The organism is Streptomyces sp. NRRL S-1813, from assembly GCF_000719605.1.
Classification (GTDB): domain Bacteria; phylum Actinomycetota; class Actinomycetes; order Streptomycetales; family Streptomycetaceae; genus Streptomyces; species Streptomyces decoyicus.
This window is the reverse complement of record NZ_JOHB01000012.1, coordinates 108,761-121,074: the sequence shown is the minus strand read 5'-3', so window position 1 is coordinate 121,074 and position 12,314 is coordinate 108,761. Positions and strand designations below refer to the sequence as shown.

Genomic DNA, 12,314 nt, shown 5'->3' with positions numbered 1-12,314 from the left:
GCGGTGGGCGGCCCGGCTTGGGATCGTACGCGCGGAGCGGTGGGCAGGGCAGGGCCGCGACCGGGAAAGCTCGAAGGCCGGGCATCTCCCCAGATGCCCGGCCGTCGTGCCGTCCGCCGCACCCCCGTCCCCACGGGGTTTACAGCCGGAGGTCCCCGTCCCGGGCCGCTCTCCCGGGCCTGGGGCGCTGCTCAGCGCCCCAGCATTCCGACCACGGACGACGCCTGTGTCATGACGGCCTCCCAGCCGCCGAAAACCACGGCGAGAACGATCGCCAGCGGCAGCACCATGGCCACCGCGACGAGGGGGTGGCGAGTGCCGGCGGACTGCCGGCCCCCGAGCGCGGCGGCGGCTCGGCGCCCCTGCGCCCGAAGGGCCGTCCGCCCTGGGGTCTCCACCATGGTCCCGCTCCCGTCGTGACTGGGGCGGCGGGCGTCTGACCTCGGGGGACGAGTGCTCCGCCCGCCGCTTGAAGACAACAGTAGGCACCCGCCCGACGCGGGGCGTCATGCCGTCGTACCGATTGATCGGCATCCAGGAGGATGACGGGGCCGCGCCTCACGTACTCCCCTGGGTGGAGAGACGGGTCCGGGCCCTGGGGATCTCCCCCAAGGGGTACCGTCGCGCTGCCTTGGCCCGCGCACTCCTGAGGGTGACCTCGCTCACTCCGGCCGCTCCCCCGCGCACCGCGATCCCGCCCCCGCGGACCGCTCGGCTCACCGCCGCTTGCCGCACCCCGACCGCATCCCCGGCATCCACGACCAACCTGCCCCGATCCCCCTTCATCATCCCAATCCCCCTTCTGTGGCGGATCATTGGGATCGGGTACGGGAAGTCGGGCCGCGCGGCGGCAGGTTTTCCACCCGCCCTTCGAGAATCGCACCCGTTACCGGCAATCCGGCCGCCGACGCATGCGCGGCCTCTCAGCACAGCGAGCCGTCAATCCGTAAGCTGTGCCACGTCAGACGGTTGGCAGCGGAGGGGGCTCCCCACCGCAGGTAGGGGACGGACATGGCGATGATGCGGCTCCGACGCGAGGACCCGCGTGTCGTCGGGACGTTCCGGCTGCACCGCCGGCTCGGCGCGGGCGGAATGGGCGTGGTCTATCTCGGCTCGGACAAACGCGGGCAGCGGGTAGCCCTCAAGGTGATCCGGCCGGACCTGGCGGAGGATCAGGAATTCCGCTCGCGGTTCGCGCGGGAGGTCTCGGCCGCCCGGCGGATCCGCGGCGGCTGTACCGCCCGGCTGGTCGCGGCCGATCTCGATGCGGACCGCCCCTGGTTCGCCACGCAGTACGTCCCGGGGCCCTCGCTGCACGACAAGGTCAACGAGGCCGGTCCACTGTCCCCCGCGCAGGTCGCCTCCATCGGCGCCGCACTGTCCGAGGGGCTGTTGGCCGTCCATGACGCGGGCGTGGTGCACCGCGACCTGAAGCCGTCCAACATTCTGCTGTCGCCCAAGGGCCCGCGGATCATCGACTTCGGTATCGCCTGGGCGACCGGCGCCAGCACGCTGACCCATGTGGGTACCGCCGTCGGCTCACCGGGGTTTCTGGCACCGGAGCAGGTGCGCGGGGCCGCGGTGACACCGGCGACGGACATCTTCGCGCTGGGCGCCACCCTCGCGTACGCCTGTACCGCCGACTCCCCCTTCGGGCAGGGAAGTTCGGAGGTCATGCTCTACCGCGTGGTCCATGAGGAGGCGCAGCTCGCCGGGGTGCCGGACGCACTGGCGCCGCTGCTCGCCTCATGTCTGGCCAAGGATCCGGCGGACCGCCCCAGCACCCTGTCGCTGTCACTGAGGCTCAAGGAGATCGCGGCCCGTGAGGCGCACGGTCCGTCGGGCGGGCCGCTGGAGAACGGGTCGGGTGCCGGGGCCGGTTGGGAGCGCGCGGAGCGCCGTCCCTCGGACCGGCCGACCGGGCAGCGGGCCGAGGAGTACGCACGCCAGCGCACCGAGCGGGGGGCGGCGGGTACCTCCTCGCCGCGTCCGCACCCGTCCCGTCCCCCGGCCCCCCGGGACGCGGCCTCCCGGCCGGCCGGCCCGGCATCGGCGGCGAGGAAGAACCCGCGGAAGACCGGCGGGCACACCGGGCGACGGGCTCCGGCCTCACGCCCGACAGGACGCAACGGCAGCCGCACCCCGGTGCGTACGACGTCGGGTGGTCGCCGCCCCGGCCCCGACCGCCGGCTGCTGCGCCAGCGCGTCATTGTGTTCGTGGTGGTGACCCTGCTGGTGGCGCTCGGTATCGCGGCCGCTCAGGGGTGCCAGGGGCCGGCCCGCGGGCTGGGTGTGGAGCGGCCGGTGCCGGTCGCCCCGCCGTCCGGAGGCGTGGACGGGCCCTACGGTGCGGGGGAACAGAACCCGTAGGGGGTGCGGACGCCCCCTGCGGGCCTCAACGCGGCGGGGGCGGGGCGGTATTCCTCTCTGGGCCCGGGATGGTTTTCCCGTGGAGCCCGGGGTCGCCTTCCCGCGGAGTCCCGGGCGGTATTCCCATGGGGCCTGGGGTCGCCTTCCCGCCGCGCCCCGGGCCGTATTCTCATGGGGCCTGGGGTCGCATTACCGCCACGTCGGGGGCGATATGCCCGTGGAGCCCGGGGTGGTACTCCCGTGGAGGCGGCCCTGACCGGGCGGGCTGCCGGGGCAGGACCGACCACCCGCAGGACCTGACCTGGCGCCGACGCAGAGCTCCCTGGGTTCTGTCCGCCGGATCATGTGACCCCATCGCGTGGGGGCCCATGTTCGGCTCCCTCCCGGAGCCGAAGGACCAGCGGTCAAGCCGTCGGCGCAGGGGCGTCCGAGGAGGCCGGCCCGCGGGCTCGGCACGGAGAGGTACAAGCGCCGGAACGGGGGCGAGTCAACCGGCTCAAGCGCTCCCGGGCCGTGGCGACGCGTTGCGACCAGCTGCGCCTGCGTCTTCCACGGCACTGTCACCGTCGCCTCGATACGCCTCTGGCTCAGGCCTTGATCAGCCCGCTTCCAGCGCATCCGCCCGCTTCACCAGATCAGCTGCGACGCCGTCCCAGTCCGGGCCGTGCAACCACAGGTTCTCGGCGGCCTCTCGCATCAGTGCCGGCTCGTCCGGCCGCTGCAAGAGCACCAGGCGATAGGCCAGGTTCCGGGTCCAGACCGGCAAGCGGCCGTCAACCACGTGCGGGCAGAGTTCGCGCAGCATGGCCAGGATCGAATCCACGTCAGCGAAGGTCAGCTCCTCGACGAAGAAGTGCTCACGGTGTTCGAGCCCGCACTGCGGCGTGGGCCGGTACTCGTCTCCGTAGAGACACCGGGCATGCTCCGTCAGGGTGCTGTGCATGGCCTGGAGCCTATGACGCCCTGATCCGCCGGACAGGCCCTCAAGCGGGCCGGCCCGTAGCCACCGCGTAGAAGGCCACCGCGGCGGCTGCTCCCACGTTGAGCGAGTCCACGCCGTGCGCCATCGGGATGCGGACCCATTCGTCGGCCGCTCGCAGCGCGCCGGTGCTCAGACCGCCGCCCTCCGCGCCCAGCATCAGGGCGGCGCGCTCCAGGGTGTGCGGGGCGGCCTCGTCGATGGGGGTCGCCTTCTCGGCCGGGGTGAGGGCGAGCAGCTTGAAGCCCGCTTCCCGTACGGCGGCCAGGTCCCGCGGCCAGCCCTCCAGGCGTGCGTACGGCACGGAGAACACCGCGCCCATGGAGACCTTCACCGAGCGGCGGTAGAGCGGATCGGCGCAGTCCGGGGAGAGCAGCACCGCATCCATGCCGAGGGCCGCCGCACTGCGGAAGATCGCACCGATGTTGGTGTGGTCGTTGACCGCTTCCATGACGACGATGCGCCGGCCCCCGGCAAGGAGTTCGGTGGCGTCCGGCAACGGCTTGCGCTGCATGGAGGCCAGTGCGCCACGGTGCACGTGGTAGCCGGTCACCCGCTCGGCGAGGTCCGGGCTGACGGCGTAGACCGGCGCCGGGACCTCGTCGATGACATCGCGCATGACGTCGACCCACTTGGCCGAGAGCAGCATGGAGCGCATCTCGTAGCCGGCGTGCCGGGCGCGCCGGATGACCTTCTCGCCCTCGGCGATGAAGAGCCCTTCAGCGGGCTCGCGCCGGCGCCGCAGCTCGACGTCGGTCAGTCCGGTGTAGTCGGCCAGCCGCGGGTCGTCCGGGTCATCGACGGTGATGATTTCTGCCACGGGGAGATAGTGCCTTGTCGGTCTCGGGGTTCCAATGCCGCGTACGGGATCGGTTACCGGTGGGTAGGGGCGGTCGCGACGGCGACGACTTCGCCGATGACGATGACCGCCGGGGGACGCACGCCCTCGGCCCGTACCGTCTCGCCGAGCGTCGCCAGAGTGGCGTCGACCCGGCGCTGGGCCGCGGTGGTCCCCTCCTGGATGACGGCGGCCGGGGTGTCCGCGGCGCGGCCGTGCTCGACCAGCTTGGCGGCGATGGCGCCGCTGTTCTCCACGCCCATCAGGACCACGAGGGTGCCGCGCAGCTTGGCGAGCGAGGGCCAGTCCACGAGCGAGCGCTCGTCGTCGGGGGCGACGTGGCCGCTGACGACGGTGAACTCATGGGCGACTCCGCGGTGGGTGACCGGGATGCCGGCGGCGCCGGGCACCGAGATGGTGCTGGAGATGCCGGGGACGACCGTGCAGGGGATGCCGGCCTCGGCGAGCGCCTGGGCCTCTTCCATGCCGCGGCCGAAGACGAACGGGTCGCCGCCCTTGAGCCGGACCACGGCCTTGCCGGCCTTGGCGTGCTCGATCAGCGCGTTGTTGATGGCCTCCTGGGCCATGAACCGGCCGTAGGGGATCTTGGCGGCGTCGATGACCTCGACATGCGGCGGGAGTTCGGCGAGGAGGTCGCGGGGGCCGAGGCGGTCGGCGATGACGACGTCGGCCTCGGCGAGCAGCCGGCGGCCGCGGACGGTGATCAGGTCGGGGTCGCCGGGGCCGCCGCCGACCAGGGCCACACCCGGGGTGTGCGGGCGGCGGTGGTGCGGGGCGGCGATGCTGCCGTCGCGGAGGCCCTCGACGATCGCGTCGCGCACGGCGGCGGAGCGGCGCGGGTCGCGGCCGGTGAGCACAGCGACGGTGACGCCCTCGCTGCGGCCGGTGGCCGGGGTCCAGGCGGTGGCCGCCTCGGCGTCGTCGGAGCGCACGCACCACACCCGGCGGTCCTCGGCCTCCTGGGAAGCTGCGGCATTGGCCTCGGGGTCGTCGGTGGAGATCAGCGCGTACCAGGCGTCGGCGAGGTCGCCGTCCTGGTAGCGGCGGCGCTCCCAGCGGACCTCACCGGCGTCGGCCATCGCCTCGACGGACGGGGTGGCGGACGGGGAGATCAGCAGGACATCGGCGCCCGCGGCGACGAGGGACGGGAGCCGGCGCTGGGCGACCTGTCCGGCGCCCAGGACGACCACCCGGCGGCCGGACAGCCGCAGTCCGACGGGGTAAGCGGCGTGTTCGGCGGCATGCTCAGCCATGACGGTACGGCTCCTTGTGCGGATGATGCGAAGGCGGCGGCCGGCTCAGCCGCTGCGGCGCCGGAGCGGCTGGTGAAGGGGGGTACGGCCCTGGGGCGGTACGGCCCCGGCCCACAGCCTATGGGGCTGCGGGCCGGGGGTCATGCGGGGGCGGTGGCTGCCCCCGCTCAGCTCTTCTCGGTGACTCCGGCGGAGTCAAAGGTGGCGACCTCGTGCATGGCGCGGGCGGCGCTCTGCACCACGGGCAGCGCCAGCAGGGCACCGGTGCCCTCGCCGAGGCGCAGATCGAGGTCGACCAGCGGGCGCAGGCCCAGCTTGTTCAGGGCCGCGACATGGCCCGGCTCGGCGCTGCGGTGGCCCGCGATGCAGGCCGCCAGCGCCTCGGGGGCGATGGCACGGGCCACCAGAGCGGCGGCGCCGGCGCTCACCCCGTCCAGGATCACCGGCGTACGCAGCGAGGCGCCGCCGAGGATCAGACCGACGAGGGCGGCGTGCTCCAGGCCGCCGATCGCGGCGAGGACGCCGATGGGGTCGGCCGGGTCGGGCTGATGGAGCTCCAGGGCGCGGCGGACCACATCGACCTTGCGGGCGTGCGTCTCGTCGTTGATGCCGGTGCCGCGGCCGGTGACCTCGACCGGGTCGTCGCCGGTGTAGACGGAGATCAGTGCGGCGGAGGTGGTGGTGTTGGCGATGCCCATCTCGCCCGTGAGCAGCGCCTTGTTGCCGGCCGCGACGAGGTCACGGGCGGTGTCGATACCGACCTCGATGGCCTTGAGCACGTCCTCCTGGGTCATCGCCGGGCCCGCCGTGAAGTCGGCGGTGCCCGGGCGGACCTTGCGCGGCAGCAGACCGGGGGTGGCGGGGAGTTCGCCCGCCACCCCGACGTCCACGACACAGACCTCGGCGCCGACCTGGTTGGCGAAGGCGTTGCAGACCGCGCCGCCGCCCAGGAAGTTGGCGACCATCTGGCCGGTGACCTCCTGGGGCCAGGGGGTCACGCCCTGGGCGTGCACCCCGTGGTCACCGGCGAAGATCGCGACGGCGGCCGGCTCCGGGATGGGCGGCGGGCACTTGCGGGACAGCCCGGACAGCTGCGCGGAGATGATCTCCAGCATGCCCAGCGCCCCGGCGGGCTTGGTCATCCGCTTCTGCCGCTCCCAGGCCTCGCCGAGCGCCTTGGCGTCCAGCGGGCGGATGCCCTGGAGGGTCTCCTGGAGGAGGTCGTGCGGGCTCTCGCCGGGCAGCGCGCGCCGGCCGTAGGTCTCCTCGTGGACGACCCAGGACAGCGGGCGGCGCTTGGACCAGCCGGCCTGGAGCAGCTCGGGCTCCTCCGGGAACTCGTCGACGTAGCCGATGCACAGGTAGGCGACGACTTCGAGGTGCTCGGGCAGGCCCAGTTCGCGGACCATCTCCCGCTCGTCGAAGAAGCTGACCCAGCCGACGCCCAGGCCCTCGGCGCGGGCGGCGAGCCAGAGGTTCTCGACGGCGAGCGCGGAGGAGTACGGCGCCATCTGCGGCTGGGTGTGCCGGCCGAGGGTGTGCCGGCCGCCGCGGGTGGAGTCGGCGGTGACGACGATGTTCACCGGCGTTTCGAGGATCGCCTCGATCTTCAGCTCGCGGAACTGCTTGGCGCGCGCCTTGGGCAGCGACTTGGCGTAGGCCTCGCGCTGCGCCGTCGCGAGCTGGTGCATCTTCTCGCGGGTCTCGTCCGAGCGGATGACGACGAAGTCCCAGGGCTGGGAGTGGCCGACGCTGGGGGCGGTGTGGGCCGCCTCCAGGACGCGCAGCAGTACGTCGTTGGGGATCGCGTCGCTGCGGAAGCCGTTGCGGATGTCGCGGCGTTCGCGCATCACGCGGTGTACGGCGGCACGCTCGGAGTCGTCGTACCCGGCGGCCGGGGACGGGCCCTCGGCCGGGCCGGGCGCCACCGCGGGGTCGGAGCCGTCGGGCGCCACGGAGCCGTCGGGCGCTTCGGCGGGCCGCTGACCGGCCGTCTGCGGCTGGTCGTCCTCCTGGCCCTCGCCGAGCTGGACGAGTTCGGCGATGTCCTGCTGCTCGGGTGTCTCGTCGGCGGGCGCGTCGACGGCGGGGGCGCTGCCGGGCTGGGGCCCGGCCGTCGTGGGCTCTTCGCCGGCGGCCGCGGCCTGCGGGGTCGTGCCGTCCGTGGGGGACGGCTCGCCGGAGGCCTGGGCCGGGATGTGGACAGCGACGGGTGGGGCGTCGGCGGGCGCATCGGCGAGGTCCGCGGGGGCGTCGGCCTCGGCGGGCTCGTCGGTCCCGGCAGTCTCTGCGGGCTCGTCACCGGCAGTCGCTACGGGCTCCTCCGCCCCGGCCGCCTCTGCGGGCTCGTCGGGTGTCGCGTCCGCGGCGGGGCCGTTGCCCGGGGCCGGCTCGGCCGTCGGGTCGTTCGGCTCGCCGAGGTGGTCCGGGGTGTCGGCGCCGGCGGCTACGGGCTGCTGCTCGGCGGCGTCCGCGCCCTGCGGCGGGGCGTCCGGTGCGGGCACCTCGGCGGTCTGCTGCCCGGCGGCGTCCGCGGGGGCGTCGGACTGCGGCTGTCCGGCGGCCGCTTCCTGCGCCTCGGGCGGCTCTATGGCCGTCTGCTCCAGGGGAGCGCCGCTCTCGGACACGGGCTGCGCGACGGGGCCCTGGGGAGCGGTGGCGGGCAGCGGGGCGGCGGCGGTCTCGGCGGCGGGGACGTCGTCGGCACCGGCCTCGGCCGGAACGGCCTCGGGCTCGCTCAGGACGGCCTCGGGCTGCGGCTGGGGCTCGTCGACGGCGGGGGCCGGTTCGGCGGGCTGCGGCTGGTCGGCGGCCTCGGGCCGGCCGACGGGCGGTTCCTGGCCGGCGGTCTGCTCGTCCTGCGGGGCCCGGGCCGGTTCGGCGGTGGCGGCAGGCCCGACGGCGGCGGGCTGCTCCGTCACGGGTTCCACGGGCGCGCCGTCCGCCTCCGCCACGGCGGGGGCCGGGGCCTCGGCGGCCTGTTCCTGAGCCGCGGGCTCGGCCTCGGCGGGCGGTTCCTGGTCCACCGGCTGCTGGGGCACCTCGGCGGCAACCGCCTCGGGCTGCTGGGCGGCCACGGCAGCGTCGTCCGCCGCGGGCGCCTCCTGCGCGGCGGCCTCCGCCACGGGAGCGTTCGCCGCGGCGTCGTCCGGCACCGCGGCCTCCGCCACGGGCATGCCGTCCTGACCGGGCACGGCCGCATCCGGCAGTACGTCCGGAGCCACCTCCTGCGGCGGTGCCGGGGCCGCCGCCTGCGCGTCCTGCACGGCACCGGCCGCGTCCGCGACGACGGCCGCGCCGTCGACGGCCGCCGCGGCGTCCTCGGCCGGCAGCGGCATCGGCTGCGGCTGTTCGGCGAGCGGCGCGGCGTCCTGCGGGACGGACGGCGCGGCCTCGGCGGCGGGTGCGACGGGCGCCTCGGGGGCGACCGTTTCTTCAGTCGGGACCGGCGCCGTCTGCGGGAGGTGGGCGGCCTGGGCGGAGGCCTCGTTCCACGACGGCACCTGCGACGGGATCTCGCCGAGCTGCGGGCCGGGCAACGGGCCCTGGCCCGCGGCCCCGTAGGTCTGCTCGGCGGACAGCTGGCCACCGTAGGGCTGCTCGGCGTACGACGGTGCCGCGAAAGCCTGCTCCGCCGGCACCCCGGGGGTCTGCTCGGCGTACGGGAGGCCCGCACCGGGCTGCGCGTCGGCCACCGGCTGTCCGCCCGGCGCGGTCTCGGGGGCCTCGGCCGGGGCGTCGAAGTATTCGGGCCCGCCGGTGGGCGGTCCCGCGTGCCGTCCGGCGGACTGCGAGGGCGCGTCGGCCGGTCCGCGGTCGGCGAGCGAACGGACCACGCCGCCGGTCGCGTCGGGGACGGGCGGGCCCATGTGCAGCGGACGGCGCTGGGGGGTGGCGGGCGCGGCGGCGCGGGCGCGGTCCTGCTGCTGCGGTGCCGCGGGCTGCGGAATACGGACGGCGCTGAGGTCGACGGAACCGGAATCCCGGCCGCCGCTCTCGTGGTCACCGGCCTGGGCGGGCATCGGCTCGAAACCGGCGGCCCCCTGGGCGGCCGGGTCGTACGGCGCGGCCTGCTGGGGGTGCTGATCCTGCTGGGTCTCCTGCGGGAGCGGCTGGGGCGCCGGCTGTTCGCTCCAGGCGCCCTGGGTGCCCGGCATCAGCAGCAGATCGTCGTCCTCGACGACGGCGTCGGCCTGGTCGAGGTAGGGGTGTGCGCCGGGAGGGGACACCATGCCCGGCAGTTCTGTCGGTCCGGCGTCGGCAGGGGAGGAAGCGGCCGCCGGCTGCGGCTGCCCGGGATGTCCGCCTGCGTTCTCCGGCTGTCCCTCGCCCGGGACCTGGCCGGTGTCGGTCATGCGTACCCCTCGCCCATTGGTAGTGCTCCTTCCAACCGCTCGTGCGACGCGCTCGACCGGGGCGCGCCGACGCCCGATAGCTAGAACGAGCGAGCACGCCTCGCGGCACGTCCGCTCTCCAGAGCTTCATATTCGGCCAAAACCACGGCATTTTCCGGATATTGGCGTACGAAGCCGAATGCGGAACGGCGGCGCAACGATCCGCCAGCCTACCTCGCGCGGGTTGCCGTGCTGGTCATGGGTGAGAAACGCGATAGCCGCTGAGCAAAAACACCACGGACCGCTCGCGTTCGACCCAGACGGAGGTGTCCAGGTCCACGGACTGGAGCAGCGCGCACTCGACTTCGTAGCCGCCGTCGGCCAGTGCCCGGCCCAGCGCTTCGGCCTCGTCGCGGGTGGCGGCGTGGGTGACGATCCGTTCGGGGCGGCGGGCCGCGCAGGCGGTGACGACCTCCGCTCCCCCGCCGCCGACGCGGATCACATCGGGTTCGGGCAGGTCCTCCAGGACCTGCGGCGCGCGCCCGTGCACGACCTGGAGTTGAACGCCGTAGCGGCGGGCGAGGGCGGCGGCGCGCCCGCAGGCGTCCGCGTCGGCGTCCACCGCGATGACGGCGGCACCAAACCGCGCGGCCTCCACCGCGGCGGCTCCGCTGCCCGCGCCGATGTCCCAGACCAGGTCGCCCACCTGCGGCCCGAGACGGGCGAGTTGTGCGGTGCGCAACTGGACGGACTCGCCCTCACCCAGGGCGCCGCCGTAAGCACTGTCCGGAAGTCCCCAGCCGCGCGGGCCCGTCGGGTGGCCCACCTCGCGGCCGGCGATCCAGCCGGTCCCCTGGGCCGCGGCGCCGGCGGGCGAACCACCGACGACAATAACGACATTGGGGTCACGCCAGACATGGTCGGGAACTTTGTCGGATGTGAGGACTGTCACCCGCTCGCGGTCGGTGCCCAGGTCCTCGCAGATGACGAAGGTGCGGTGGACGCGGTCGAGCAGCAGGGCGAGTTCGGCGGGCCCCGCGCCGGGCGAGGTGAGCACCGCGACCTTGGTGTGGGCGCGGCAGACATTCACCGCGCGGCGCAGATCGCGGCTGTGGGCGACGACGACCTGGGCGTCGTCCCAGGGCATACCGGCCCGCGCGAAGGCGGCCGCGACGGAGGAGACGGCCGGAACCACTTCCACTTCCAGGCCGTGCTCGGGTGCCCGGAGGGTGCGCACGACGCCGAAGAAGCCGGGGTCGCCGTCGGCGAGCACGACGGCGGTACCGCGGTGCTGGGCGATGCGGCGGGCGGCCAGGGTCACACTGCCGAGCCGGATCCGCTCGGCGTTCCGCGGGACTTCGGGCAGTGCGAGGTGGTGGGCGGCGCCGGCCACGAGGGTGGCGGCGCCGAGGGCGGAGCGGGCGGCGGCGGTCAGCGCGGAGCCGTCCCATCCGATCACCGTGACCCGGTCGGCCATGCTCGTCAGTCTCCTGGGGCTGCTGTGGGTACGCGGGCGGGGTCAGCGGGCGGGCCGGCCGCGGGGCGGCCGCCGGCCGGCGGAAATGCCGCTGTGGTGCGCTGGTCCGCGCGGGTCGCGCAGGTGCGCGGCAGGCCGAGGGTACCCCGAGAGGTACGGACCGGAGCGGGGGCCTGGGTCAGTTCCACTCGGGGTAGGCAAATCCGTTCGCGTCCGCCAGCAGGCCGGGCACCCCGTCGAGGTCCTCGGGCAGCAGGCTCCACACGATCAGATCGGTGCGGATGTCCGTCCAGCCGCCGTCCTCGGTGCGGCTGCGGGCTATCCAGGCGTTGCGCAGCACGCCCTCGCTGATGCAGCCGATCTTCTGGGCGACCTGCTGGGAGGCGGTGTTGTCGGCCGCCGTGCGCAGCTCGATACGTTCGAACTTCTGGTCGTGGAAGAGCCATTGTGCGACCGCGAGAACGGATTCGGAGGCGTATCCCTCGCCGCGCGCCCAGGGGGCGGTGACATAGCCGATCTCCGTGCTGAGCACCCGCCAGTCGGTGTGGTCGACGTGGATGGTGCCGACCAGGCGCTGGGTGAGGAATTCGGTGACGGCCAGGGCGATGCCGCGGCCGTCGGTGCGTACGGCGGCGGCCTTGCCGGTGGCCCAGGCGCGGGCCTCGTCGGTGGTGTAGGGGTGCGGGACCGTGGTCCAGGCGGTGACGAGTTCGTCGGCCATCATGTCGGCGAGCGCGGGCACATCGGACTCGTCGAACGGGCGCAGCACCAACCGGTCCGTGCTGATGGAGATGTCCGGAAAGGTGGATGTCATGCCGCTGCTCCCACGCCGTTGACTGTGGTGTTCCGGAACGTCGCGGGCTGTGAGACCGCGAGGTCACGGGCCGTCTTGACCGTCTTGAATGCACCAGCATGCAGCATCGGCCCGCGGGTGTGCCATGGGCGTGGGCCCCGGCCGCGCACTGCGCGGGTCCGGGGCCCGGTGGCCGCCCGCGCGGACGGCCACCTGCCGGTGACCTGCGCACGAGCGAGGGCACATCCA

Annotated in this window: 8 protein-coding genes and 1 pseudogene; 2 read left to right on the top strand and 7 right to left on the bottom strand. The window is 74.5% G+C overall.

What is annotated here, in order from left to right; genetic code table 11:
- Positions 1-191: 191 nt before the first annotated feature.
- Positions 192-401: a hypothetical protein gene (locus IF67_RS0119090; RefSeq protein WP_030083005.1), complete on the bottom strand. Its 210-nt coding sequence runs from the start codon at positions 399-401 to the stop codon at positions 192-194.
- 610 nt (positions 402-1,011) lie between these two features.
- Here IF67_RS0119090 and IF67_RS0119080 point away from each other — a divergent pair.
- Together IF67_RS0119080 and IF67_RS45005 are read left to right on the top strand one after the other, a co-directional pair.
- Positions 1,012-2,370 carry a serine/threonine-protein kinase gene (locus IF67_RS0119080; RefSeq protein ID WP_030987200.1) on the top strand — a complete coding sequence of 453 codons (1,359 nt, stop codon included), beginning with the start codon at positions 1,012-1,014 and terminating at the stop codon, positions 2,368-2,370.
- A 377-nt stretch (positions 2,371-2,747) separates the two neighbouring features.
- Positions 2,748-2,968, top strand: a pseudogene (locus IF67_RS45005) (IS5/IS1182 family transposase); the annotation flags it as partial.
- Here the strand turns inward: IF67_RS45005 and IF67_RS0119075 are convergent.
- From IF67_RS0119075 to IF67_RS0119050, 6 genes are all read right to left on the bottom strand, one after another.
- The gene (locus IF67_RS0119075) at positions 2,969-3,313 is read right to left on the bottom strand and encodes a hypothetical protein (protein WP_030987197.1); all 345 of its coding nucleotides are present in this window, start codon (positions 3,311-3,313) and stop codon (positions 2,969-2,971) included. It lies immediately after the preceding pseudogene.
- Positions 3,314-3,353: 40 nt separating this feature from the next.
- Complete coding sequence (locus IF67_RS0119070) at positions 3,354-4,169, bottom strand: TrmH family RNA methyltransferase (protein ID WP_030987196.1); 816 nt, start codon at positions 4,167-4,169, stop codon at positions 3,354-3,356.
- A 53-nt stretch (positions 4,170-4,222) separates the two neighbouring features.
- On the bottom strand, positions 4,223-5,461 hold the full coding sequence (cobA, locus tag IF67_RS0119065) for a uroporphyrinogen-III C-methyltransferase (protein WP_030987194.1): 1,239 nt from the start codon (positions 5,459-5,461) through the stop codon (positions 4,223-4,225).
- Positions 5,462-5,628: 167 nt separating this feature from the next.
- The gene (gene cobT, locus IF67_RS0119060) at positions 5,629-9,816 is read right to left on the bottom strand and encodes a nicotinate-nucleotide--dimethylbenzimidazole phosphoribosyltransferase (RefSeq protein ID WP_030987192.1); all 4,188 of its coding nucleotides are present in this window, start codon (positions 9,814-9,816) and stop codon (positions 5,629-5,631) included.
- A 235-nt stretch (positions 9,817-10,051) separates the two neighbouring features.
- A complete protein-coding gene (gene cbiE, locus IF67_RS0119055) occupies positions 10,052-11,272 on the bottom strand; it encodes a precorrin-6y C5,15-methyltransferase (decarboxylating) subunit CbiE (RefSeq protein ID WP_030987190.1) in 1,221 nt (406 codons plus the stop codon).
- A gap of 178 nt (positions 11,273-11,450) precedes the next feature.
- Positions 11,451-12,086: a GNAT family N-acetyltransferase gene (locus IF67_RS0119050; protein WP_030987188.1), complete on the bottom strand. Its 636-nt coding sequence runs from the start codon at positions 12,084-12,086 to the stop codon at positions 11,451-11,453.
- Positions 12,087-12,314: the final 228 nt, after the last annotated feature.

Bases quoted from the DNA above. Each gene is read 5' to 3' on its own strand.
- IF67_RS0119075 (WP_030987197.1), bottom strand. From the start codon at position 3,313: ATGCACAGCACCCTGACGGAGCATGCCCGGTGTCTCTACGGAGACGAG.
- cobA (WP_030987194.1), bottom strand. From the start codon at position 5,461: ATGGCTGAGCATGCCGCCGAACACGCCGCTTACCCCGTCGGACTGCGG.
- cobT (WP_030987192.1), bottom strand. From the start codon at position 9,816: ATGACCGACACCGGCCAGGTCCCGGGCGAGGGACAGCCGGAGAACGCA.
- IF67_RS0119090 (WP_030083005.1), bottom strand. From the start codon at position 401: ATGGTGGAGACCCCAGGGCGGACGGCCCTTCGGGCGCAGGGGCGCCGA.
- IF67_RS0119050 (WP_030987188.1), bottom strand. From the start codon at position 12,086: ATGACATCCACCTTTCCGGACATCTCCATCAGCACGGACCGGTTGGTG.
- IF67_RS0119080 (WP_030987200.1), top strand. From the start codon at position 1,012: ATGGCGATGATGCGGCTCCGACGCGAGGACCCGCGTGTCGTCGGGACG.
- cbiE (WP_030987190.1), bottom strand. From the start codon at position 11,272: ATGGCCGACCGGGTCACGGTGATCGGATGGGACGGCTCCGCGCTGACC.